Source organism: Sphingomonas qomolangmaensis (assembly GCF_024496245.1).
In the GTDB taxonomy this organism is placed as follows: Bacteria; Pseudomonadota; Alphaproteobacteria; order Sphingomonadales; family Sphingomonadaceae; genus Sphingomonas; species Sphingomonas qomolangmaensis.
Map to the genome: position 1 here is coordinate 2,480,645 of NZ_CP101740.1, position 24,504 is coordinate 2,505,148.

A 24,504-nucleotide genomic window follows, 5' to 3' on the forward strand; every position below is an offset into this window, starting at 1 on the left:
TTAGCCGAGCCGGGCGGCGGCGGCCTTCAGATCCTCGACGAAACGCGCCGATTCCTCCGCCGCCTGCGCGGGATCGGTGATCCGTAGTAGATAGCTCGGGTGGACGGTGATCCAGCCCTCGCCGCCGTCCGCGAGCTCGATCGGCCGCCCGCGCTCGCGGCCGATCGTCACCGTCCGCCCGAGCAGCGAGCGCGCGGCGGTCGCGCCCAGCGCCACCGTCAGCCGCGGGGTCACCAGCATCCGTTCCTGCTCGACCCACCAGCGGCAGGCGTCGATCTCCCCCACCCCGGGCTTGGAATGGATCCGTCGCTTGCCGCGCGGTTCGAACTTGAAATGCTTGACCGCGTTGGTGACGTATACCCGCGTCCGGTCGATGCCCGCCTCCGCCAACGCTTGGTCGAACACTTGCCCCGCAGGCCCGACGAACGGGCGACCCGCCAAATCCTCCTGGTCGCCCGGCTGTTCGCCGACGAACATCAATTCGGCATCGACCGGCCCCTCGCCGAACACTGTCTGCGTCGCCGGCTTGTAGAGCGGGCAGCGCGTGCAGCCCGCCGCTTCGTCGCGAAGCGCTACCCATGCGCCCGCGATATTGCCGCCGGTGGCGCTGCGCGCGGTTTCGATCATGCCACTCTCCCGCGCCCGGGCGCCGGCGATGAGTTCGCCCACCAGCGCGGTTTCGGGCATGTTCTTCCAATATTTGCGCGGCATCTCGCGCAGCATCGCGCCGACCTTGAGCCGCGCGGGATTGAAGATCGACGCATAATAGGTTTTCCACACCGCCTCGATCGGATCGCCGTCGGGGGCATCCTCCTTTGTCGCCGGCGGCCCCTCGGACAGCGTTTCGCAATCCCAGTGCACCGACAATTCGGGCGTGAGGATCGACCAGCGCATCGAATTGAAGCGATCGACGAAGAAGCGCGCATTGTGGCGCACGATATGGTGCTCGGGCTCGAACCACGCGACGAAGCGCGCGGTGCCGTCGTCGTCGGGCAATTCGCGGAAGCGGACGAAGGCGCGCATCTTGTGGATGTCACGGCGCACCGCCTTGGCCATTTCGTCGAGCCGGCGGCGCAGGCGGTCGGCGCGGTCGTCGATCAGCCCCGGCTGATCGATCAGCCGCGTCAGCATCGCATAGAGCAGCGCAAAGCGTTCGGGATCCGCGTGCAGCACGACGCTGCGCGCCAGATCGAGAAAGGCGCGCGGCACGCGAAAGGCCGGCGCGGTGGCAGGCGGCTCGGGCAATGGATCGCCACCAAACAAATCGGTCGGCTGCGATCCCACCTGCCATACGACTTCGGACGCCGGCACCTGCGCCGCCGCCAGCGAACGCGCGGCGTCGCGCCAGCCATCGAAATCATCGGGCTGCGCCAGCGTCGCGACGCGCATCAGTGCGGCTCAGTCGCGGTCGTCACCGGGCTGCGCATCCTCTGCGGCTTCGAGCTCCTTGGGCTTGCGGTCCTCGAAGATGTTGCCGAGCCTCGCCTGCTCGATCTCCGACAGCGCCTCGGCGGCAGCGGGGAACATCTCTTTCTCCTCCTCGTCGATATGATGCTCGTAGCGGTGGCGCATCTCCTCGAACGTGGCCTGCCATTCGGGCGAGTCAGTTTCGAGCTCGAGCATCTCGCCGAAGAAATCGTCGATTTCCTTGTGCTCGGACACCGAATGGCGTGCCTCGTCGCGCAGCTCGGGCTTGCCGAGCATCGTGGCGTAGAGCGACTCCTCCTCGGCTGCGGCGTGGGCGGTGACTTCGATGCGGAAATCCTCGAACAGCGCTGCGCGCTTGTCACCTTCGGCGCCGGCGATCGCCTTCAGCAATTCGCGGTGGCGATCGTGATCGGCCTTCAGGTCTTCGAAAATGCGGGCGTCGGTCATGCGGTAAGCTCCAAATCGAATATCCGAAGCCCAACCGGTGGCAGCCGCGCTGGTTTCACCTGCGAGTCGGTATCACGCCGCGAACAGCTCGAGCTGGGTTTCGCGCTTGGGCGCCACCAACGGCCGCAGATCGGCGCGGTCGGCCAGCGCGACCGGACGCCAGCCATCGGCAATCAGGAACGGGCGCACCTTCGCTACCGACACCGTCAGCCGCGCGACATCCTCGAGGCTCAGTCGCCGCCACCGCCTCGCCGACAGAATCGAGTGCACTGCCTTTACCCCCAACCCCGGCACGCGCAGCAAATCCTCGCGCGGCGCACGGTTGACGTCGACCGGGAAGCGATCGCGGAACTTCAGCGCCCAGGCGAGCTTGGGATCGATGTCGAGCGGCAGCATGCCCGTCGCGTCATCGGCGGCGGCGGCAACTTCATCGGGGCGATAATCGTAGAAGCGCATCAGCCAGTCGGACTGGTACAGCCGATGTTCGCGCATCAAGGGCGGGCGCTGAAGCGGCAACACCGCACTCGCGTCGGGGATCGGGCTGAACGCCGAATAATAGACGCGGCGCAGGCCGAAGCGGCCATAGAGCGACGCCGCCTTGCCAACGATATCGCCATCGGTCGCGGCATCGGCGCCGACGATCATCTGCGTCGATTGGCCTGCGGGCGCGAAGCGCGGTGCCGATTTGTAACGCTTTTTGGCATCGGCGGTATCGATGATGGCGGTCTTCATCTCGCCCATCGCATCCTCGATCCGCGTCGCCGATTTCTCGGGGGCGAGCCGCGTCAACCCGCCGACGGTGGGCAGTTCGACGTTGATCGACACACGATCGGCATACAGCCCCGCCTGGTGCACCAACTCGGGATCGGCGTCGGGGATCGTCTTGAGGTGGATATAACCGCGGAAATCATGGTCCTCGCGCAGCGATCGCGCAACCTCGACCAGCTGCTCCATCGTGTAGTTCGACGAGCGGATGATGCCCGAGGAAAGGAATAGCCCCTCAATGTAATTGCGGCGATAGAAGCTCAGCGTCAGCGCGACGACTTCCTGCGCGGTGAAGCGCGCGCGGCGAACGTTCGAGCTCCTGCGATTGATGCAATAATGGCAGTCGAAGATGCAGCTGTTGGTCAGCAGGATCTTGAGCAGGCTGATGCAGCGACCGTCAGGCGCATAGGCATGGCAGATGCCCGACCCCTCGGTCGAGCCCAGCCCCTTGCCGCCCGAGGATTTGCGCTTGCTGGTGCCCGAGGAGGAGCAGGATGCGTCGTACTTCGCCGCATCGGCAAGAATGGCGAGCTTTTCGCGGGTGTCGAGTTGCGCCATTCGTTCCTTATATGTTCGGCAACCTTGCCTGTCGAGCGGCAATCACCAACGCCGCCAACAGCAACGCGGCAAGCCCCAGATACATCCCCAGTCCCTGCCAGGCGGTGTAGCCAAACCATTCACTGGGAATCGTTCGCAGATAGCCCGGCACGAACCGGCCTAGCCACACCGCGTCGACCAAGGCGTTGGGGATGTGCTGGGGGGCGGTGATTTCGGCGGCGGCGATGGTGCAGTTGATGGTCATGCTCGCCGCCAGCAGGGCAGCCAGCGGGACCCGCGCGATGGGGGTGGCTGCCGCCCAAAGCGGGGCAAAACCCAAGGCCAGGAAGGCGATCGCGGGCATCGCGTGGCGCGGTCCGGTCGAATTGCCGCCGTCCCAATAGACATAGGAGGCGTTGTACAGGAAGGCGATTACCGCGCCCGAGACGGCAAGTGCGACCAGCGAACGCTCGCCACGTCGCCACAGTCGCGCAAGCCCGAACGGCGCGATCACGAGGATCGGCGCGACCCAGAGCATGCCGCGCCGCGCGCCGACCAGGATTTCGACCAGCGCAGCCGAACTGGGGCGGGTCAGCCCGAACAAGCCCTGCTTCATCCCATCGAAGCCGACGACGCCCTGATAGCCGAGCCGGAAGGGATCGCCGAACGCGAAGAGGTTGTAGCCGAGCAGCGGTACCGCCGCGAGCACGCCGCCAATCACCGCTTCGACGATCGCGCGCCGCGCCACCGCTGGCCGTAGCGTGCGCATCCGCCACAGCGCCCAGAGCCCGATCGGCAGGGCGAACAGCAGCGCGCTATGCTCGATCACGAGCGCCCAGCCGAGCGTGAGCCCGGCAAGCGAGGGATATCGCCCCGGCGTCGCGCGCCCGCGCAGCGTACCGCGCATCACCAGCCAGATCGCGATCACCAACAGCGAGGCCACCGGCGCATGACCGAACAGCGTGGTCGACCACCCCCATAATGGCGTCCCGAGCGCAAAGCCGAGCGCAGCGAACAAGCCTGCCGAGGTAGCGCCGCTGGTGCGGCGGCCGATGTCGAACATCGCGGCGCTGGCAAACGCCAGCAAGGTCGCGTTGATCATCGCCGCCGCCAACCAAACGCGCAGCCGCATGTAGCGATCGAGCGCGGGGTCGCTCACGTCCATCGCCATGCCGACGCTGCTGGCGTCTTCCAGGACATCGGCGATCGCCACCGCGGGCAACGCCATCAGCGTCATGCCCGGCGCCTTGTCCATGTAGAAATTACCACCGAATTGCGCGCGATCGATCGTGAGATGCGCGAAGCGATCGATTGTCGGCTGGTGTTCCTCGACGATCGCGGCGGCGGCGAACATCCGCACCGCGGTATTGGGGTTCCAGGCCCAGCAGCCGAACCAGGCAACCGACAGCCAGACCAGTGCGAACAGCAGGACCGGCAAGGAGCGGTGCGGGGTGCGGGTCATTGCGCTCGCGCTATCCGAACGCGAGGTCGCTAATCAAGCGATTGCAACGCGGTTCAGGGAAGCGGGATGCCTTCCTGCGCCTCGCGGCGCTCGCGACGGATCGCGCGATTGGTGTCGGCGGCCTGCCCAGCACAGCCGATCATCCCGCCGGCACCGACCGGCGAGCAGCTGCCGATCCCCGAATTGCCGACCCGCAGCGTGTCTTCGGAGCGAACCGCCCAGGCGCGGTTTTCGGGGGTGATTTCGAGCTCGCGCAGTTCCTGCGGGATTCGGAAGCGCTCCGCCTCGCCCTTGCGCACGCAGACGACGATTTCCTCGCCATCGGCGTTGGTGGGGCAGCGGTCATTGCCGAAGATCGTCAACGTACCATTTTGCACCTGCGCCGTCGCCGGGGCCGAAATCGCGGGGAGGACAGCCGCTGCTGCCAGGATCATCCAACGTGCCATCACTCTCGCTCCTTTTGCCCCTTATAACGCGCAGCGCCCGGAAATCGCCTCAAATCCGCTTCGACGCGGCGATCGCCACCCGGCATCCGGCGCGGATCGCCGCGGTCATCAACGGATAGGCGGGCGCTAGTTCGGCGCCCGCGGCGAGCGCGGCGTGCTTGTGCTCGATCTCTTCCTCACGGAACTGCGAGACCTTGGCGCGCAATTCGGCGTCGTCGATGCCGATCTCTTCGAGCTGCTGGCGATAATGTTCGTCGATCTCGGTTTCCACCGCGACGGTGCACGCCATCGCCGCCTCGGGCCCGATCGCCGCGGTCACGACGCCCAGCGCATAGCCCGCGCTGTCCCAGAAGGGCTGGAGCAAGGTGGGCCGCACGCCGCGTTCGACGATCAGCTTGTCGAAATAGGCGCAATGCTCGTCTTCCTGCGCCGCCATCCCTGCGATCGCGCGCGCGGCGGGGACGTGATCGCCCATGATCGCCAGCTGCCCGGCATAGATGCGGGTCGCGCCATATTCGCCCGCCTGGTCGACGCGGATCATCGTCTGCACCTTTTCGCGCCGGTCACCCGGGCGCCACCGCTTGGTCGTCATCATCGTCTCCTGGTCAGCAGCGCCAAGATGGCGACGGCACCCCCCAGCGAAAAGATGGCATTAAAGCCAGCGAGCGAGATACCGCCCAGGCTCCATTGCGCGACGTCGCAGCGGATGATCGGCGCCTTGAGCAGCGCATCGAGGAAATCGCCGCCGCCGGGCTGGACGCGGGTTGTGCAGGCGGTGATCCCCTCCCACCAATGATATTCGACCCCGGCATGGAAGACGCCGATCGCACCGCTGACGGCGATGCCGAACGCTGCAAGCGCGACCAGCGTGCGCTTCGCCGCGATGCCGGGCACGACAAAGGCGAGCGCCGCCAGCACGATCGCGGCGTAATGCGGCCAGCGCTGCCAGTGGCACATCTCGCACGGATACAGACCGGCGATATATTGCGACCCGAGCGCTCCCGCCATCAGCGCGACGGGCAGCGCGAGCGCGAGCGCGCGGGCAAGGCGGAATGCGTTCATCGGTTCAATTCCGGCCGGGCCCCGCCGCGTTCGCTGGCGGCTATCAACGCTTACCCACGGGTCGCGCCTGCGCCACCTGCGGCGCTGGGGCCAACCGGCCGATCGTCTTGAGCGCATATTGCAGCTGGAAGTCCTCGACCCCCTGCTTCTCGAGCGCCTCCGCGGTGGCGGCAAAGCGCGGATCGGTCTTGTCGTCTTCCTCGAGCGCCTTGTTGTCGACCTTCGCCTCGTTGATCAGATGGCGGCGAAGATCGGCCTCGCGGAACACCGGGCGTGTCTTGTAATCGGGGTCGCTGATCTGCGGCACGATCAGGTCGGGTTCGATCCCACCCTCCTGCACCGACTTGCCCGAGGGCGTGAAATAGCGCGCGGTGGTCAGCCTAAGCGCGTTCGATTCGCCCAGCTGCAGCAGCGTCTGCACCGATCCCTTTCCGAAGGTGCGCACGCCCATCACGATCGCGCGGTGATGGTCCTGCAGCGCGCCGGCGACGATCTCGGAGGCCGAGGCGGTGCCGGCATCGACCAACACGATGATCGGCGCGCCCTTGGTCAAGTCGCCGGGGCGGGCGTAATAACGTTCGATGTCGCTGCGCTCGCGGCCGCGCTGCGACACGATCTCGCCGCGCTCGAGGAACGCGTCGGACACTTCGATTGCCTGGTTGAGCAACCCGCCGCCGTTCGAGCGAAGATCGACGATATAACCGGTGGGGCGGCGCCCGAGCGACTTTTCGATCGCCATGATAGCGGCGCGGGTGTCGGCGCCGGTCGAGGCCGAGAAGGTGTTGATGTTGACGATGCCGATGCCGTTCTTGACCTCCCACTTCACCGGCTTCTGAACGATGATCTCGCGCGCCATCGTCAGTTCGAGCGGTTTGTCGCGGCCCGGGCGGACGATCGTCAGCGTTACCTTGGTACCCGGCTGCCCGCGCATTCCCTCGATCGCCTCATCGAGCGCTTCGCCGAAGATCAGCTGGCCGTTGATATGGGTGATGTAATCGCCCGCCTTGATCCCGGCGCGGAAGGCAGGGGTATCCTCGGTCGGCGCAATGACCTTCACCGCGCCATCCTCCTGCGTGACCGTGAGGCCGAGGCCACCATAATTGCCTTCGGTCTGAATCCGCAGATTCTCGAAATCGAGTTCGTCGACATAGGAGCTGTGCGGATCGAGCGCCGCCAGCATCCCCTGGATCGCGCCCTTGACCAGCACCTTGTTGTCGACGGTATCGACGTACTGCGACTTCACCTGGTTGTAGACGTCCATGAAGACGTCGAGCTCGCGATAGCTGTTGGTGTCGACCTGCGCCATCGCGCCGGTGGCCAGCGGCACGAGCGCCAGCGCCGAAACCGCGGCTGTGACCTGAAGAATCGGACGGGACATGAAGAAACGCTGTCCTTTCGAAAGCGCGATTGCTTTGGGCGGCAGGATAGCCGCAAGTCGCGTGCCAAGCAAAGGCCAAGGCAGATGATCGCAGGCCGATGAACCTGCGCTGAAACACTGGTCAGTCGAGCAAGGGCACCATGTCGACCGGGCGACCGCGGCGGCGCAGCTCGACGGTCACCACCGGGCGGTCGTGGCTGGGGGCGCTTCCCAAGCGGGCGCCTTGCGGCAGCTGCTGGCCGCGGCGAACCACGGCGGTGGCGAGCCCCGACATCAGGCTGGTCCAGCCGTTGCCGTGATCGAGGATCACCACGGTGCCATAGCCCGGAAACGGTCGGGCAAAGGCGACCCGGCCTGGCGCCGGCGCGACCACCGCCGCGCCGCGCGCGGTCGCCAGCGCCAGGCCGCGCGAACGCACCCCCGAGGGCGATACCTCGCCCAAGCCGGTTACCACGCGGCCAGCCACGGGTAGCATGTAGGGGGGCAATCCCGAGGCCGCCGCGGCGAGCGCTTCGGTCTCTGGACGGGGCAATGGGCCTGGCAGTGCAAGCAGCCGTTCGCGGATCGCGCCTGCCGCATCGATTTTCGCCATTCGATCGACGATGTCGCGCGCCTCCTCGCCCATCGCCAGCGCGCGATCGGATTCGATCAGCGCGCTGCGCCCGAGGTCGCGCGAGCGCAGTCGGCTCGCGGCCTCGAGATCGAGCAAGGCCAGCCTTTCGATCTCGAGCCGCGCGCGCCCCTCGCGCAGCCCGCGTTCGGCCAGCGCCGCGCGATCGCGCAGCGCGGCGGCGCGCTCGACCTCGGCGCGCACCCCGGCGCTGCGCGCGCGCACGACCGGCACGACGGTCGCCAGCACCGCGCGGACATGCACCGCGTCGCGGGTCGACCCGGGCTGGAGCAGCCCGAGCGCCGCGGGACGCCGCACGAACGACTGGATTGCCGCGACCAGCCGCAGTGTGGGGGCGCGGCGCGCGTCGAGCCGGCGCCGCTGCGCCGCGACCAGCCGATCGATGATCGCGATCCGCGCGCGTGCCGCGGCGATATCGGCTTCGGCGGCCTGCGCGCGCGCCGCGACGGCGGCGCGATCGGCGGCGGCGCGCGATGCTGCGTTGTTCGCCGCCTCGGCCTGGCGTTCGAGATCGCCCGACCGTCGCTCGGCTGCGCGCGAGGCGGCGTTGGCGGCGCGCAGCCGCTCGCGCTGTTCGTCGAGCGTGGTCTGCTGCGCGGCCATCGTCGTGGGAAGGAGCAGCAGTGCCGCGCCGATCGCGATACCCGCCGTGCGCACGCCTTCAGCCTTCGCGGTGATAGGGGTGGTTGGCGAGGATGCTGGTCGCGCGCCACAATTGCTCGGCGAGCATCGCGCGCGCGATCAGGTGCGGCCAGGTCATTCGCCCGAAGGCGATCAGCCAGTCGGCCTGCGCGCGCATCGAGTCATCGAACCCGTCGGCCGCGCCGATCAGGAAGCGCGTCTCGCGCACCCCGGTGTCGCGCCACCCCGACAGCCGGTTGGCGAAGTCGACCGAGCCGGGCTGTTCGCCCTTTTCATCGAGCATCACGATCCGGGTGCCGGGCTCGATCGCGGGCAGCTTGCCACCGCGATCGGGGAGTTCGGTGATCCGCGTCGGCCAGCCCACGCGCTTGAGATAGCGATCGACCAGCTCGGCCTCGGCGCTGCGGCCGATGCGTCCGCGCGCGACGATATGGAGCAGCACCGGGCGCGCGGGCGGCGGTTCAGGCGGCCTGGTCGCTCGTCGGCAGCGGCGGCGCGTCGCCGAACGCCCACATCCGCTCGAGATTGTAGAAGCTGCGCACTTCGGGGCGGAAGAGGTGGACGATGACGTCGCCGGCATCGATCAACACCCAATCGGCGGTCGCGAGCCCTTCGACGCGGGCGCGATAGCCGAACTCGGCCTTGATCTTTTCGGCCAGCTTCTGCGCCATCGACGCGACCTGGCGGGTCGACCGGCCCGAGGCGATGACCATGAAATCGGCGATGCTCGATTTGCCCGCCAGGGGTATCGACACCGTCTCCTCGGCCTGATCGGCATCGAGCGAGGCAAGGATCATCGCGTGCAGCGCTTCGGCTTCGTTAGGGTCCGATGATCGCAGCGCGGGGGTGGAAGTGGCCAATGTAGCTCCTAGGGACGTGCGGTGGATTGGCTGGGTCGCCGTTCGTTGGTGAAACGGCGGTGCCAGGCGGGGTCAGCGGCGCGGATGCGGGTCGCCGAAGTTGGATCGGGGCGGAAGCGCAGCAGCACCAAGGCCGGCAATCTCCACTCGTCCCATTGCTTCGCCTGGCGTGCGGGCCGCACCGAGCGCCGCAACCAGCCCATCGCTGGACTGGCGAGGGCATCCCCTTCATATCCCGGACGCGCGATTACCGCAATCGGAACCTCGCGCGCGATATCGCGCCATCCCTTCCACCGGTGGAACCCCGCCAGATTGTCGGCGCCCATGATCCAGATGAAGCGCTTCTTGGGGTGTATCCGCGGCAATTTGGCGAGCAGATCGACGGTGTAGCGGGTCTTTAGCCGCTGTTCGATCGTGCTGACGCGGATCGGCGCATGCCGCGCCATCGCCCGCGCCGATGCGAAGCGCGCCGAAAACGGCGCCATGTCGGTGGCGGCATCCTTGAGCGGATTGCCCGGCGACACGATCCACCACAGCTCGTCGAGCGCGAGCGCGCGGATCGCCTGCAACGCGATCCGCCGATGCCCGCGATGCGCCGGATTGAACGATCCGCCCATGAGCCCGATGCGGGTCAGGTTGCCAACTGCCAGTCTTCACGTTCGTTGCGAACGCGCAGGATTTGCACGCCCGCTTCGATGATACGGTAGAAGATCAGATAGCCTGATCCGTAAACGACCAAGATGCGAATGCCGTCGCGTTCGGGGCGACCGGCATGCGGAAACTCCTCCAGCGATTGCGCACGAAGGCGGATGTCGAGCAACGCCTGCATCGCAACGTGAGGTGTTCGGTTCGCAATCAGCCACCGCTCTATCGCGCGTAAATCCTTCAGCGCCTCAGGCGTCCAGTTCAGGTCGAGCATCGCGCCCGTTGCTTGGCGATCATCGCGTCGAGCTCTGCCATCACCTGCGCATGCGGGATCAATTCGCCGCGATCGGCGCTGTCGACACCCTTCTGGATGAACGCAAGGTAGTCGGCATCACTCTCAGCCGCGCGCTGGACGGCTTCGGCGACGAACTCGGCTTCGCTGCGTCCGGTCGCCATCGTCACCTGTCGCAACAGGTCATGGGTTCGGGCGTCGATTTCGGCCGACACCGTGATGCGCGTAAGCTTGCTCATGGCGAGAACGTACGCCTGCCACAGCCCGGCATCAAGGACGCACCTGGCCGGTGCCGCGCACCACCCATTTATACGTCGTCAGCCCTTCGAGCGCGACCGGGCCGCGAGCATGCAGCCGGCCGGTGGCGATGCCGATCTCGGCACCCAGCCCGAATTCGCCGCCATCGGCGAACTGGGTCGAGGCATTCCACATCACGATCGCCGAATCGACCTGCGCCAGGAAGCGCTCGGCGACGGTGGCGTCGGCGGTGACGATCGCGTCGGTATGGTGCGATCCGTGCGCGGCGATATGCGCAATCGCGGCGTCGACCCCGCCGACGATCCGCATCGCCAGGATCGCGTCGAGATATTCGGTGTCCCAATCCTCATCATCGGCGGACAAGACACGAGGATCGATCGCGCACGCTTCGGCGTCACCGCGCAGCTCGCAGCCGGCATCGGCAAGCGCCGCCAGGATCGGGCCGGGCGCCGCGAAGCCGCGGTCGATCAACAGCGTCTCGGTTGCGCCGCAGATGCCGGTGCGCCGCATCTTGGCGTTGAGCGCGATCGCCCGCGCCATCGCCGGATCGGCGGCGGCGTCGATATAGGTGTGGTTGATCCCGTCGAGATGCGCGAGCACCGGCACCCGCGCCTCGGCCTGGACGCGCGCGACCAGGCTCTTGCCGCCGCGGGGGATGACCAGGTCGATATGGCCATCGGCGGCGAGCATCGCGCCGACCGCGGCGCGATCGGTGTCGTCGATCAGCTGGACCGCGTGCGGCGTCACCCCCGCAGCCCCCAGGCCGGCGACGAACGCGGCATGTAGCGCGCGATTGGTCTCGATCGCCTCCGACCCGCCGCGCAGGATCGCGGCATTGCCCGCCATCACGCATAGCGCGCCGGCATCGGCGGTGACGTTGGGGCGGCTTTCGAAGATGATGCCGATCACCCCGATCGGCACGCGCACCCGATCGAGCACCAGCCCATTGGGGCGCTCGCGCCGATCGACCAAGATTCCCACCGGATCGTCGAGCGCAGCGACCGATTCGACGCCAGCCGCGGTCGCTTCGAGCCGCGCGGCATCGAGCTTCAGCCGGTCGAGCAACGCAGGGGCGAGACCCGAGGTCTGCGCACGTACCATGTCGCGCGCGTTGGCATCGAGGATCGGCCCGGCAGTGGCGCGGATCGACGCTGCCGCCGATCGCAGCGCATCGGCGCGGGTGGCCCCGGGCATCGCCGCGAGCACGCGCGCGGCAGCGCGCGCGCGCTGGCCCAGCACGCGCATCTGCGCGGTCCAGTCGGTGGTGCGGGGCTTCGTCGCCATCTTCGTCTCCGTCGCAAAGCAAATGCTCGCAAGCGCAATATACAGCTGATACACTCGCCGTCGATGGGTGGGGACCTCTCGGCTGCCGGCGATTTCGCCACCGGCGCGCTGCTGGCGCGCAGCGTCGAGCCGACTCGCGGCGAGGCGCATGGCGGCGCCCCCGATCTTTGCCTCAATTGCGGGACAGCGCTGGTCGGTGCCTATTGCCACGCGTGCGGCCAGGCGGGGCATGTCCACCGCTCGCTCGGCGCGATCTGGCACGAAATCCTGCACGGCGTCGTGCATTTCGAGGGCAAATTGTGGCGGACGCTGCCGATGCTGGCGTTTCGGCCCGGCGAACTGACCCGCCGCTACATCGACGGCGAGCGTGCGCGCTTCGTGTCGCCGATGGCGGGTTTCCTGTTCTCGGTCTTCACCTTGTTCACCGTGATGTCGATCCTGGGGATCGCCCCGCCCGCCGATCTCGGCGATGCGCGCAGCCAGGCCGCGGCGGGGGTGGTCGAGGTCCGCAAGGAAATGGTCGCAGCGCGGCAGGAGGCGATCGCCGAGCGTGATTCGCGCGGATCGACGCCGCAGGAACGCGCCGCAGCGATCACCGCCATCGCCGAACTAGAGAGTGAAATCCGGCTGGTCGATTCGGCGCGCCCGGCGTTCGGCGACACCGACAGCCCGTTCGATCGCATCAAGACCGGGTGGAAGCGGCTCGACTATGGCATCGAGAAGGCGCGGAAGAATCCTGGGCTGATGCTCTACAAGCTGCAGGCGAACAGCTATAAATTCTCGTGGCTGCTGATCCCGCTATCGGTGCCGTTCCTGTGGCTGATGTTCGCGTGGAAGCGGCAATATCACGCTTATGACCATGCGGTGTTCGTCACCTATTCGATCGCGTTCATGTCGCTGCTGTTCATCGTACTGACGATTCTGGGGGCGATCGGCGTGAGCATGGGGGTGCTCGGGACCATCGCGATGCTGGTGCCGCCGTTCCATATCTATCGCCAGCTGCGCGGCGCCTATCGGCTGCGGCGGTCGAGCGCGCTAGTGCGGATGCTGTTGCTGGTATTGGTGTTCATCCAGCTCGTGTTCGGGCTGTTTGTAGCGCTGGTGCTAGGCTTAGGGCTGATCGGCTGACTCAGCAGGGGAAGCGCTTGCGCATGATCGCGTAGAAGGCGTCCTTCATGCTGGTAGTGCGCGCCTGCGCCGCAGGGATAGCCTGCAGATCGGCGAGGAACGCTTTGCCGCCCAGCTTCGCCTTCGCGCTGCCCTTGGGCGGCGGGCAGCTGTGCGGCGTGCGACCCGCCGCGCGCGCGCCTTCGACATCGGTGCGGTACGCGGCGCCGATCATCTCCATCTCGGTCTTGAGCAAGCCGATATCGGGCGATCCGATCGCCATGATCCCCTTGGCCTTGAGCGCATTCGCCTTGGCGAGGAATTCGGCGACACTCATCGCCTGCGCCGTCGCCGGCAGCACTACCAACGTCAGCGCAAAAGTCAGTTTGATCGCCCGCATATGAAAATCCCCGCCGGTTGCCCGACGGGGATTGTCGCTTGTCGGCTGAATGCCAAGTGAATTATGCCGGCTGAGGCGTGCCGAACGGTCCTTTGGGACGCCGTGTCTTGGGGATCGAGGTGCCCGCAGCGACGACCGGGGTGTTCTTCGCTCCGGGCTGGCCGCGGTCGATGTCCTCGCCCGCCATGATCCGCTTGATCTCGTCGCCCGACAGCGTCTCGAACTCGAGCAGCGCGCCCGCGACGAGGTGGAGCTGATCCACATGCTCGGTCAGCAGCTGCTTGGCCTTGTCATAGCCGCCCTCGACGATCGACTTGATTTCCTTGTCAATCAGCTGCGCGGTCTCGTTCGACATCGAGACGTTGTTCTGGCGCGAATAGCCGAGGAACACTTCCTCCTCGCCTTCCGAATACATCAGCGGCCCGATCTTGTCCGACATGCCCCATTTGGTGACCATATCGCGTGCCAGCTTGGTCGCGTACTGGATGTCGCCCGATGCGCCCGACGAGACCTTGTCGTAGCCGAAGATGATCTCCTCGGCGACGCGGCCGCCCATCGATACCGACAAATTGGCGTACATCTTGTCGCGATGATAGCTGTACGAATCGCGCTCGGGGAGCCGCATCACCATGCCCAGCGCGCGACCACGCGGGATGATCGTCGCCTTGTGGATCGGATCCGACGCCGCCTCGTGCAGCGCGACGACGGCATGGCCCGCCTCGTGATAAGCAGTCATCCGCTTCTCATCGTCGGTCATCACCATCGAGCGCCGCTCGGCACCCATCATGACCTTGTCCTTGGCTTCCTCGAACTCGAGCATCGCCACCAGCCGCTTGCCCTTGCGTGCAGCGGTCAGCGCGGCTTCGTTTACCAGGTTCGCGAGATCAGCACCCGAGAAGCCCGGCGTACCGCGCGCGATCGTCCGCGCATCGACGTCGGGTGCAAGCGGCACCTTCTTCATATGTACTTCGAGGATCTTCACGCGACCATCGATGTCGGGACGCGGCACGACGACCTGGCGGTCGAAGCGACCCGGGCGCAGCAGGGCGGGATCGAGCACGTCGGGACGGTTGGTCGCGGCGATGATGATGATGCCTTCGTTCGCCTCGAAGCCGTCCATCTCGACCAGCAGCTGGTTGAGCGTCTGCTCGCGCTCGTCATTGCCGTTGCCCAGGCCCGCACCACGGTGGCGACCAACCGCGTCGATCTCGTCGATGAAGACGATGCACGGCGCCGACTTCTTGGCCTGTTCGAACATGTCGCGCACGCGGCTTGCGCCGACGCCGACGAACATCTCGACAAAGTCCGAACCCGAAATGGTGAAGAACGGCACGCCCGCCTCGCCCGCGATCGCGCGCGCCAGCAGAGTCTTGCCGGTACCCGGCGAACCCACGAGCAACGCGCCCTTGGGAATCTTGCCGCCGAGACGCGCGAACTTGGTCGGGTCCTTGAGGAACTCGACGATCTCCTCGAGCTCCTCGCGCGCTTCGTCGATGCCGGCGACGTCGGCGAAGGTGACCTTGCCTTCCTTCTGCGTCAGCAATTTGGCCTTCGACTTGCCGAAGCCCATCGCGCCGCCCGCACCCGAATTCTTCTGCATCTGGCGCAGCACGAAGAACGCGATGCCAAGGAACAGCAGGAACGGCAGCGACTGATACAGCAGCACCATCCAGATGTTCGGCCCTTCCTCGGGCCGCGCGTTGATCGTCACGCCGCGGGTGCGCAGGCGCTCGATCAGCTGCGGATCATTGGGGGTGTTGGTGCGGAAACGCTCGGCGTTGCTGAGCGTGCCGGTGATGACGTTGGGCGCCACATTGACCTCGCGCACCGACCCTTCCTCGACCTTGTCGAGGAACGCCGAATAGGCGATCGTGTTGCCGGCCGACTGGCTGCCGCGGCCGTCGAACATGGTCACGAAAAGCGCGAGTGCGAGCAGGATGCCGACCCAGATCATCAGGCTGCGCATCCAAGGATTGCCGCCGCCGTTCTCCGGGCCCTGCTGCTTGTCGTTGTCGTTCATGTGGCGAGATACCTTTCCTTGGATATCAAGATAGGCGAACGCGGGTTAATGGCAATGGAACAGCGCCGATCAGTGGCATCGGATGGACCAAGGGACAGGGTCAAGGCGCGCGCCGCGGCGGTGCCGGCGCGAAATGCCAGGCGGTGCCGTTGTCGGGGCGGGTCACCACATCGCCCTTGACGCCCCCGAGCACCGCCGGTCGGCCCGAATCGAGCGCGCGGACGAAGCGCACCAATGCCTCGCCGCGCATGTCGATCGCCGGATCGATCGCGCGCAGGCAGCGCTCGACGATTCGGCGACGTAGCTCGAAGGGAATATCGCCGACGTCAAAGACGATGCCCTTCGCCGCGCGACGGCAATCGCTGTCGAACAATTGCCGCGCGGTCCAGCCGAGCGCGTCGTCGGCGTCGGCGAGCGCCGAAGCGCTGGCTACCACCCCGGCGGCGTCGAGCAGCAGGTCGTCGCGCAGCGCCTTGCGCAATCGTGCGCGGTCGTAGCGATCGTCGATATTGCTCGGGTCGTCGATCGCGCTGATGCCGCAAGCCGCGACGATCGCCGCCAAGTCGCTGCGCCTCCAGCCGAGCAGCGGGCGGACGATCCTGCCGCCGCCCGCGCGGATCCCCGCGAGCCCCGCGACCCCCGCTCCGCGGTTGAGCCGCATCACGACGGTTTCGATCTGGTCGTCGGCGTGGTGCCCTGTCGCCAGCCGATCGGCGCCGACCTCGGCCATGTGCGCCTCGAGCAGCGCATAGCGCAGCGCGCGCGCTCGGGTCGACAAATTGGCGGTGCGGCCGACGCGCGGGGGTAGATCGCCGGTCAGCACGCGGTGGCGGATGCCCCGATCGGCGCACAGCCGCGCGACGAAGGCGGCTTCATCGGCGGCGGCGCTGCGGATACCGTGATCCACCGTCGCCGCCGAGCAACGGTCGCCCAATACCGCGCTTGCCAGCAGCAACAGCGCCAGGCTGTCGGCCCCGCCCGACACCGCCACCAGCAGCTGGACGCGTTCGATATCGACCAGCCGAGCGAGATCGCCGCGAAACCGCGCGACCGCCCCGGCATCGGGGATCAGCGTGTCAGCTGCACTTGGCAGCGGTACGTGCCCTTGCGACGTCGGCGGCCATGCTCGCCGCGATGCGATCGCCATAGACGTCGGTCAGCTCGCCATAGACCTTGCAGGCATCTGCCGGCTTCTTGAGCTGGACCAGCGCCTGCCCCAGATAGAACAGGCTGTCGGGCGCTCGCTCGCCGTCGGGCAGCTTCTTGTAATTGTCGTAAAAGGCGATCGAAGCCAGGCTCGGCTTGCCCTCGTCGAGATAAGCACGCCCGAGCAAATTCTGCGCGAAACTGGCGCGGCGGTGATTGGGATGGGCGGCGACCATCTTCTTCAGCTCGGCCTGGGCTTCGGGATAGAGCTTGGCCTGCCAGAGCCGAAAGCCATAGGTGTAGCTGTCCTCGGCAGCATCGCCGGTGTCGGGCCGCGCGACCGCGCCGACAAGCTCGGCGCGCGCGGGGTCGCGCGAGGGCGCGGTCGCGGTTTCGGTGGCGGCGGCGGGGCGGGTACCGCCGGCCGGACGTGTATCCCCCGCGGCTGCGGCGCCGGGCGACGGGGTGAGCGTGCCGCGCCCTTCGATCGCAGTGATCCGCGCGTCATTGGTCTTGCGATACGCCTCGACCGCCTGCTCAAGCTGGCGCAGGCGATATTCGCCCTGTTCGATCTGCCCGGTCATCGTCGCGAGCTGCGATTCGAGCGCGTTCACGCGCGCGTTGAGATCGGCGATCGCGCTGGTTGCCGGCGTACCGGGTGCCGCCTGCGGCGTCTGCGGCGCGGTGATCTGGGGTTCGAGCGTCTGGCCGGCACCGCCGGGGAAGACCTTGCGCTGCACCGCGCGCATTTCGCGCTCGAGCCGGCCGACACGGCCTTCGACTCCAGCGGCGGTCTGCGCCAGCACCGGCGGTGCGGCAACCAGCATCGTGGCGGCGAGCAGCATCGTAATCGTCAGGCGCATCGTTCACCCCCCGGTGTCGTGGTCGGCAGCAGCATAGCTATACGCCGCATCCTGTCACCAGCATTAAGCATCGGGCGTGGCTGAAGAAGCGCGTGCGCGCAGCGCCTGCGCATCGATGGCGACGTCCTTGATCGCGCGGCGCCCGTCACCCAGCGGTGCGACGGTACCGCCGTCGATCGTCACCGCGAGCTGGTCGGGGCGACCGACATTGATCATCGGCCCCGTCGCGGTCATCGGCACGTCGTAACGCTCGCCGGGCTGCATCGTCTTGAGCAGCAACGTCTGGTCATTCGAATCATAGACGCGCACCCACACCTCGTCGGTCGCGGTAAGCGTCACCTGCCCTGCACCGGCGGGGGTCGCGGCAGGCGTCGGCGCTGCCGAAGGGACCGGCGTGGTCGCGACCACCGCCTCGGCCGACGGTGCTTCCTCGGCGCGGAACAGCCCGGTGCCGTACCACAAGGCGACGCCGATCAGCAGCAGCACCGCGACCGCGACCCCGGCCAGCGCCAGCCCGCGGGGTGGCACGCGTGCCGGATCGTGCAGGTTATAGGGCTCGTGGCGCGGCACCGCTTCCCAGGTGTCGGCGATCTCGACGCGCAAATCGCGCGCGATGCCGACCTCGTCGGCGCCGATCGCGCGGGCATAGGCGCGGGTGAACCCCATCGCGTAGGTGATCGAGGGCAGCGAGACATAGTTCGACGCCTCGATCGCTTCGAGGTGGCGCTGCGGGACGCGGGTGCGCTGGGCGATGTCGGCCAGCGCGAGGCCCTGGGCTTCACGCGCGATACGCAACCGATCCCCGACCCTGGTCGCGATCGGTGGGCGGTTGGCGCCTTCGGCCTCCTCGGTCATCAATGTCTCCAGCGGAAGGGTTGCGACCCCGGGTGCTCCCGCATTGCAGCGTCTCTAGCACGAGCGATCGGCTGTCAACGAGGGGGAAGACGCATCTTTCGAATGATTTCAGGCGAGTTCGACCCCCGATGCCATCGCCCATTCCTCGAGCATCGCGCGCATGTCGGCGGGCGGGGTAGCCAGCGCGGGCCCCATGACTTCGCGCAGCGCGCCCAGGTCGAGCGAGCGGATCATCGCCTTGACGGGCCCCACCGCGGCGGGGGTGATCGACAGGCGTTCGATGCCGATGCCGAGCAGTGCCATCGCCTCGAGCGGGCGCCCGCCCATCTCGCCGCACACCGCCACCGGCACCGCGGCGTCGCGGCACGGTTCGATCACCCGGCGCAGGAAGCGCAGGATCGGCGTGCTGAGCCAATCATAGCGCAGCGCCAGCTTGGGATGCGCACGATCGGCAGCGAAAAGGAACTGCGTCAGATCGTTGGTGCCGATCGACAGAAAGTCGACCTTGGGCAGCAACAGATCGAGCACTTCGGCAAGCGCCGGCACTTCGAGCATCGCGCCGTAGCGGATGTCGATCGGCAGCTTGCGCCCGCGCGTTACCAACCAGTCGCGCTGTTTTTCGAAGATCGCCTTGGCGGCGTCGAATTCCCAGGGTTCGGACACCATCGGGAACATGACGTTGAGCGTCCTGCCCGCGCCCGCCTCGAGCAGCGCGCGCGCCTGCGCCTTCATCAACCCGTCGCGTTCGAGCGCTAGGCGAAGCGCGCGCCAGCCCATCGCCGGGTTCTCCTCGACATAGCCGTCGCCGTGATCGAGATAGGGCAGCGCCTTGTCGCCACCGATATCGACGGTGCGGAACACTACGGGGCGATCGCCCGCGACTTCGAGCACGTCGCGATATAGTCGCTGCTGGCGTTCGCGCTGCGGCAGCGTTGCCGACACGAGAAACTGAAATTCGGTGCGGAACAGGCCGATGCCGTCGGCGCCGGTCAGGTCGAGCGCGGCGGCGTCGTCGCGCAGCCCGGCATTGACCATCAGCGTGATCCGCTGGCCGTCCCTGGTCACCGGCGGTTCGGCGCGCATCGCGGTGAAGGCGGCGCGGCGCTTCTGGCTGATCGCCAGCTTGGCGTCGAACGCCTCTTCCATCGCCAGCGACGGGCGCACCACCAGCGCCTCGGCGGGCACATCGAGCAGCAGCCGGTCACCCTCGGCGATCAGCCGCTTGACGTCGCGGACGCGCCCGAGGACCGGGATCCCCATCGCGCGCGCGACGATCGTGACGTGCGCGGTGAGCGAGCCTTCCTCGAGCACCACGCCCTTCAGCCGGCGGCGATCATATTCGAGCAGTTCGGCGGGGCCGAGATTGCGCGCGATCAGGATCGAATCCTGCCGCAGCCCCATCTGCGCCGCAGTCCCCAATTGCCCCGAGACGATCCGCAGCAAGCGGTTCGACAGGTCCTCTAGATCGTGCATCCGATCACGCAGCAGCGGGTCGCCGATCTCGCGCATCCGCATCCGCGTGCGTTGCTGCACCCGTTCGATCGCCGCCTCGGCAGTCAGGCCGCTGTCGATCGCCTCGTTGATCCTGCGTGCCCAGCCCTCGTCATAGGCGAACATCTTGTAGGTCTCGAGCACCTCGTCATGTTCGCCGCCGACGCCGAAATCGGCCTGGTTGGACATGCGCTCGATCTGCTCGCGCATCTTGTCGAACGCGCCGTAGACGCGGTGGCGTTCGGCCTCGGTATCCTCGGCGACGGTATGCTCGATCGTGATCCGCGGCTGGTGGAACACCGCCGCGCCCGCCGCCATCCCGTCGACCAGCTTGAAGCCGGGCACGCGCACCGGCGCGGTCGATTGCGGGCGGAGCGTCGTGCCGCCGGCAGGGTCGATCAGCCCGGCATTGGCGATCAGTTCGGACAGCACCATCGCGACGGTCTGCAGCGCTTCGATCTCGATATCGGCATAGCGGCGCGGATCGGCATGCTGCACCGCGAGCACCCCCACCGCGCGTTCGCGGCGGATGATCGGCACGCCGGCAAAACTGTGGAATTTCTCCTCGCCGGTCTCGGGGCGATAGGCGAAATCGGGGTGGGCGGCGGCCTGGTCGAGGTTGAGCGTCTCGACATTGCCCGCAATTGTGCCGACCAGGCCTTCGCCGAGCGCGAGCTTGGTGACGTGAACCGCTTCCTGCGCGAGGCCGCGCGTCGCGAAGAGTTCGAGCACGCCTTCGCGCAGCAGATAGATCGAACAGACCTCGCTATCGAGCGCCTCGCCGATGATGTTGACCACCGCGTTCAACTTGGCCTGCGCAGCGGTTCGCGCCGCCATCACATCGTGCAGGCGGACGAGGATTTCGCGGGCGGAGGCAGCGGCCGAAACGGACATGCACCATCGCTATCAGATTGCGTCAGCGAGCGCCAAGACGTTCGGGCCGAATGGGTTGGCCGCGGTCAACGCGCGGCGAACATCACCCGCCCGCGTACGGTGACGTCGGTGCCCGCGACGAAGATCTGCGGATCGACCGTCAGCCGCGGCACTGAAGGCGCCTGCCCCGCCTTCCACTGTGCGAGCTCGATCCGATAGCCATGATAGGCGGCGTAGAAATCGGTGAAGGGGCGATCGAGCGCCGCCAGCGCGCCGGGGGCAAAGGCGGGGAGCGTCGCGGCGGTGGTGGCCGCAGCCTGCGTGATCAGCGGTTCGGCGGCGGCGCAATAGGCGGCGCGCGCGGGGGGCTGGGCGTAGAAATTGTAGAGACGGGTCATCGAATCATCGAACGAATCCTGCCATTGCGCGCCGGCCCGGCCGCGATATTCCGCTTCAAGCGTCTTGAACGCCGCTGCCAGGTCGGTCTTGTGCGCCGCTAGAAACGCGTTGTAGCCGGCTTCGGCGGGGTCGCCGGGCTTGGCGCATTGGAGCACCGCGACGTTGAGCGCGGCGCGCAGATGCCAGATCGTCGCGGCGGGCGACAGGCCCCGGTTGGGGGTGGCGAAGCTGCCATCGGCGGCGGGCTGTGGCAGCGCGAGCGTCGGCGCAGCGTTGAGCGGCGGACGCGGCATCGGCGCTGCCACGACCGGGGCGGCTGGCGGCGCGACCGCTACCGCGACCGGGGTGCGTGCGCAGCCGCCAAGGACCGGAAGCAGCGCCAGCATTGGCAGCATCAGATAGCGTGTACGCGACATGGCCGTTCCCTTTTTCGCACCCCCCAGCGCGTTGACCCGGAGGATGAAGGGATGTGCCTAAGAAGACGTTAACGGATGCGGGATGGTATTGGCACTTCGGCGCAAATCATGAGCTGCGAGGGAAAACTGCACCGAACGCATGTGCAGGGGAGTACCGGCGGATCGTAATCGCCCGTCGCGCTTCCGGTTTGCCGATGAGAATGAGCGGGTTTAGCGCCGCCGCCCCGTTCGTTTCGAGCGCGGTCGAGAAACGGTCCTGGGTAGGCGCGCGAGGTTTCTCGACTTCGCTCGAAACGAACGGAGCCGGGCAGGAGCGGCTTGCCACTATCCCCCCTTGTAGGACAGCGTCAGGCGGCGCGCTTTTCGAGCGCCTGCGCGGCTTGCGCCATCAGCGATTCGATGATCTCGGCGACGGGTTCTTCCTTGGTGACCATGCCGACCGACTGGCCCGCCATCAGGCTGCCATGTTCGACATCGCCATCGACCACCGCACGGCGAAGCGCGCCCGCCCAATAATGTTCGATCTGCAACTGCGCCTCGAGCATCGCGGCCTTGTCGGTCGACAGCGTGTCGAGCGTCGCGGCAACTTCGCGCTGCTTGGCGGTGAACAGGTCCGACCCGGCATTTTTGAGCGCGCGCACCGGGATCACCGGCAGCCGCGGATCGACCTGGACGGTCGCGACCGCGTCGCGCGCCGAGGCACGCAGGAACGCCTTCTTGAAATTGAGGTGCGCGATCGATTCGGTGGCGCAGACGAAGCGCGTGCCGAGCTGGACGCCCGCCGCGCCCATGTCGAGATAGCCCGCAATCGCCTCGCCGCGGCCGATGCCGCCGGCGACGAACACCGGCACCTGGTCGGCGATCTCGGGCAGCATTTCCTGCGCCAGCACGCTGGTCGAGACCGGGCCGATATGGCCGCCGGCCTCCATCCCCTCGATCACCAGCGCGTCGACCCCCGATTTGATGAGCTTCTTGGCGAGGCTGAGCGCGGGGGCGAAGGCGATGACCTTGGCGCCGGTCGCCTTGATCGCCTCGAGGCTACCCTTGGGCGGCAGGCCGCCGGCGAGGACGATATGCGTGACGCCGTGGCGCGCGCAGACGTCGATCAGCTCGAACAATTGCGGGTGCATCGTGATGAGGTTCACGCCGAACGGCTTGTCGGTGAGGTTGCCGGTGGCGGCGATCTCACGGTCGAGCAGTTCGGGGGTCATCGCGCCGCAGGCGATCACGCCGAAGCCGCCGGCGTTCGATATCGCAGCGACGAGATTGCGCTCGCTGACCCACGACATCGCGCCGCACATGATCGCGACTTCGGAGCCGAGGAATTCGACGCCGCGCGCCATGCGGCGGGTTAGGCGATCCTGACCGGTGGTGGTTGCGGCGGGGCGGAGGTTAGTGTCGGTCATGCTAATAGGCTTTCGGTTTGCTGTATCTGGCAGGACAGACCCTCACCCTTCCCACGCCGCTTCGCGGCGCGGGCCCCTTCCCTCTCCCGCAGGCGGGAGAGGGAAAGCATCACGCTGCAACCACTTCGGGCGCGTCGAGGCCGTAGGCGGTGTGAAGGACGCGAACCGCCAGCTCGGTGTAATCCTCTTCGACAAGAACGCTCACCTTGATCTCGCTGGTGGCGATCGCGAGGATGTTGATGCCGCGCGCACCCAGCGTCTCGAACATCGTCGCGGCGACGCCGGCGTGGCTGCGCATGCCGACGCCGACCACCGAGATCTTGGCGACGCGAGGATCGTGGATCAGCTTGGCGAAGCCGATCGTCGCGCGTTCCTTTTCGAGCGTGTCGAGCGCGCGCGCCAGATCGGCCTTGGGCACGGTGAAGGTCACGTCGGTCGAGCCGCTCGAATGCGCGACGTTCTGGACGATCATGTCGACGTTGATGCCCGCGGTGGCGAGCGGGCCGAAGATCGCCGCAACCGCGCCGGGGCGATCGGGGACTTCGGCGAGCGTCACCTTCGCCTCGTTCTTGTCGTGCGCGATACCGGTGATGAGCTGGCTTTCCATATCGTCGATCTCCTCTTCGCCCACGATCATCGTGCCGGGGCGGGGCGCCCCGTCTTCGCCGACGAAGGACGACAGCACCTGGATGCGCACGCCCTCCTTCATCGCCAGCCCGACCGAGCGCGTCTGGAGCACCTTGGCGCCGACGCTCGCGAGTTCGAGCATTTCTTCGTATGTCACCTTCTGCAGCTTGCGGGCACGCGGCACGATGCGCGGATCGGTGGTGTAGACGCCATCGACGTCGGTGTAGATGTCGCAGCGATCGGCCTTCATCGCCGCCGCCATCGCGACCGCCGAGGTGTCCGACCCGCCGCGCCCGAGCGTCGTCACGCGATTGGCGTCGGACACGCCCTGGAACCCTGGCACCACCGCGACGATCCGCGCGGCGAGGCTGGCATTGAGCGCGTCGGTCTCGATCTCACCGATCCGCGCCGAGGCGTGGGCGTCCGAGGTGTGGATCGGCAATTGCCAGCCGAGCCAGCTGCGCGCCGGCACGCCGGCTGCCTGGAGCGCGATCGCGAGCAAGCCCGACGTCACCTGCTCGCCGCTCGACACCACGACGTCATATTCGCGCGGATCGTAGAGCGAGGATGCCTCGCGGCAAAAGCCCACCAGCCGATCGGTGTCGCCCGCCATCGCCGAGACCACCACCGCGATCTCGTGCCCGGCATCCCATTCGCGCTTCACGAGCGCAGCCACGGTGCGGATACGCTCGATGCCCGCCATCGAGGTGCCGCCGAATTTCATCACGATGCGCGCCATGCCGCCTTCAGACCCTCTTGGGAGC

Annotated in this window: 25 protein-coding genes; 1 reads left to right on the forward strand and 24 read right to left on the reverse strand. The window is 67.3% G+C overall.

What is annotated here, in order from left to right:
- The 15 genes from NMP03_RS11750 to NMP03_RS11820 all read right to left on the reverse strand — a co-directional run bounded on the left by NMP03_RS11750 (position 1) and on the right by NMP03_RS11820 (position 12,137).
- Positions 1-1,389, reverse strand: coding sequence for a UdgX family uracil-DNA binding protein (locus NMP03_RS11750; protein ID WP_256505601.1), 1,389 nt, complete (start codon positions 1,387-1,389; stop codon positions 1-3).
- A 9-nt stretch (positions 1,390-1,398) separates the two neighbouring features.
- Entirely contained in the window at positions 1,399-1,875 is a 477-nt protein-coding gene (locus NMP03_RS11755; RefSeq protein WP_256505602.1) for a hemerythrin domain-containing protein, read from the reverse strand.
- A gap of 72 nt (positions 1,876-1,947) precedes the next feature.
- On the reverse strand, positions 1,948-3,198 hold the full coding sequence (locus NMP03_RS11760) for a putative DNA modification/repair radical SAM protein (protein ID WP_256505603.1): 1,251 nt from the start codon (positions 3,196-3,198) through the stop codon (positions 1,948-1,950).
- A gap of 7 nt (positions 3,199-3,205) precedes the next feature.
- Positions 3,206-4,639 (reverse strand): hypothetical protein, encoded by a 1,434-nt coding sequence (locus NMP03_RS11765; protein ID WP_256505604.1) that lies wholly within the window; start codon positions 4,637-4,639, stop codon positions 3,206-3,208.
- Between the two features lie 53 nt (positions 4,640-4,692).
- Positions 4,693-5,085 carry a hypothetical protein gene (locus tag NMP03_RS11770; RefSeq protein ID WP_256505605.1) on the reverse strand — a complete coding sequence of 131 codons (393 nt, stop codon included), beginning with the start codon at positions 5,083-5,085 and terminating at the stop codon, positions 4,693-4,695.
- Between the two features lie 49 nt (positions 5,086-5,134).
- The gene (locus NMP03_RS11775) at positions 5,135-5,680 is read right to left on the reverse strand and encodes a demethoxyubiquinone hydroxylase family protein (protein ID WP_256505606.1); all 546 of its coding nucleotides are present in this window, start codon (positions 5,678-5,680) and stop codon (positions 5,135-5,137) included.
- Positions 5,677-6,147 (reverse strand): disulfide bond formation protein B, encoded by a 471-nt coding sequence (locus NMP03_RS11780; protein WP_256505607.1) that lies wholly within the window; start codon positions 6,145-6,147, stop codon positions 5,677-5,679. Before NMP03_RS11780 ends, NMP03_RS11775 begins: the two co-directional genes overlap by 4 nt.
- A gap of 43 nt (positions 6,148-6,190) precedes the next feature.
- A complete protein-coding gene (locus tag NMP03_RS11785) occupies positions 6,191-7,525 on the reverse strand; it encodes a S41 family peptidase (RefSeq protein ID WP_256505609.1) in 1,335 nt (444 codons plus the stop codon).
- A 121-nt stretch (positions 7,526-7,646) separates the two neighbouring features.
- Positions 7,647-8,813: a murein hydrolase activator EnvC family protein gene (locus NMP03_RS11790; protein WP_256505610.1), complete on the reverse strand. Its 1,167-nt coding sequence runs from the start codon at positions 8,811-8,813 to the stop codon at positions 7,647-7,649.
- A 4-nt stretch (positions 8,814-8,817) separates the two neighbouring features.
- Positions 8,818-9,240: a 23S rRNA (pseudouridine(1915)-N(3))-methyltransferase RlmH gene (locus tag NMP03_RS11795; protein ID WP_256505611.1), complete on the reverse strand. Its 423-nt coding sequence runs from the start codon at positions 9,238-9,240 to the stop codon at positions 8,818-8,820.
- A gap of 19 nt (positions 9,241-9,259) precedes the next feature.
- Positions 9,260-9,595 (reverse strand): ribosome silencing factor, encoded by a 336-nt coding sequence (rsfS, locus tag NMP03_RS11800; protein ID WP_256508109.1) that lies wholly within the window; start codon positions 9,593-9,595, stop codon positions 9,260-9,262.
- A gap of 71 nt (positions 9,596-9,666) precedes the next feature.
- The gene (locus tag NMP03_RS11805; RefSeq protein WP_256505612.1) at positions 9,667-10,275 is read right to left on the reverse strand and encodes a nicotinate-nucleotide adenylyltransferase; all 609 of its coding nucleotides are present in this window, start codon (positions 10,273-10,275) and stop codon (positions 9,667-9,669) included.
- 14 nt (positions 10,276-10,289) lie between these two features.
- Positions 10,290-10,577 (reverse strand): type II toxin-antitoxin system RelE/ParE family toxin, encoded by a 288-nt coding sequence (locus NMP03_RS11810; RefSeq protein ID WP_256505613.1) that lies wholly within the window; start codon positions 10,575-10,577, stop codon positions 10,290-10,292.
- Positions 10,565-10,834, reverse strand: a complete 270-nt coding sequence (locus NMP03_RS11815) for a CopG family ribbon-helix-helix protein (protein WP_256505614.1) — start codon at positions 10,832-10,834, stop codon at positions 10,565-10,567. The genes NMP03_RS11810 and NMP03_RS11815 overlap by 13 nt, the downstream gene beginning before the upstream one ends.
- A gap of 31 nt (positions 10,835-10,865) precedes the next feature.
- Positions 10,866-12,137: a glutamate-5-semialdehyde dehydrogenase gene (locus tag NMP03_RS11820; protein ID WP_256505615.1), complete on the reverse strand. Its 1,272-nt coding sequence runs from the start codon at positions 12,135-12,137 to the stop codon at positions 10,866-10,868.
- Positions 12,138-12,200: 63 nt separating this feature from the next.
- On the opposite strand from NMP03_RS11820, the gene NMP03_RS11825 reads away from it, so the two are divergent.
- Entirely contained in the window at positions 12,201-13,265 is a 1,065-nt protein-coding gene (locus tag NMP03_RS11825; RefSeq protein ID WP_256505616.1) for a DUF3667 domain-containing protein, read from the forward strand.
- 1 nt (position 13,266) lies between these two features.
- Here NMP03_RS11825 and NMP03_RS11830 read toward each other — a convergent pair whose 3' ends face one another.
- From NMP03_RS11830 to NMP03_RS11870, 9 genes are all read right to left on the reverse strand, one after another.
- Complete coding sequence (locus NMP03_RS11830; protein WP_256505617.1) at positions 13,267-13,644, reverse strand: hypothetical protein; 378 nt, start codon at positions 13,642-13,644, stop codon at positions 13,267-13,269.
- 61 nt (positions 13,645-13,705) lie between these two features.
- Complete coding sequence (gene ftsH / locus NMP03_RS11835) at positions 13,706-15,664, reverse strand: ATP-dependent zinc metalloprotease FtsH (protein ID WP_319937592.1); 1,959 nt, start codon at positions 15,662-15,664, stop codon at positions 13,706-13,708.
- Positions 15,665-15,764: 100 nt separating this feature from the next.
- Complete coding sequence (gene tilS, locus NMP03_RS11840) at positions 15,765-16,811, reverse strand: tRNA lysidine(34) synthetase TilS (protein WP_256505618.1); 1,047 nt, start codon at positions 16,809-16,811, stop codon at positions 15,765-15,767.
- The gene (locus NMP03_RS11845) at positions 16,741-17,673 is read right to left on the reverse strand and encodes a tetratricopeptide repeat protein (RefSeq protein WP_256505619.1); all 933 of its coding nucleotides are present in this window, start codon (positions 17,671-17,673) and stop codon (positions 16,741-16,743) included. The genes tilS and NMP03_RS11845 overlap by 71 nt, the downstream gene beginning before the upstream one ends.
- Before the next feature lie 63 nt (positions 17,674-17,736).
- Entirely contained in the window at positions 17,737-18,528 is a 792-nt protein-coding gene (locus NMP03_RS11850) for a helix-turn-helix domain-containing protein (protein ID WP_256505620.1), read from the reverse strand.
- Positions 18,529-18,636: 108 nt separating this feature from the next.
- On the reverse strand, positions 18,637-20,913 hold the full coding sequence (ptsP, locus tag NMP03_RS11855; protein ID WP_256505621.1) for a phosphoenolpyruvate--protein phosphotransferase: 2,277 nt from the start codon (positions 20,911-20,913) through the stop codon (positions 18,637-18,639).
- Between the two features lie 65 nt (positions 20,914-20,978).
- Positions 20,979-21,707, reverse strand: coding sequence for a hypothetical protein (locus NMP03_RS11860; protein WP_256505623.1), 729 nt, complete (start codon positions 21,705-21,707; stop codon positions 20,979-20,981).
- Positions 21,708-22,054: 347 nt separating this feature from the next.
- The gene (locus tag NMP03_RS11865; protein ID WP_256508111.1) at positions 22,055-23,050 is read right to left on the reverse strand and encodes an NAD(P)H-dependent flavin oxidoreductase; all 996 of its coding nucleotides are present in this window, start codon (positions 23,048-23,050) and stop codon (positions 22,055-22,057) included.
- Between the two features lie 172 nt (positions 23,051-23,222).
- A complete protein-coding gene (locus NMP03_RS11870; RefSeq protein ID WP_256505624.1) occupies positions 23,223-24,479 on the reverse strand; it encodes an aspartate kinase in 1,257 nt (418 codons plus the stop codon).
- Positions 24,480-24,504: the final 25 nt, after the last annotated feature.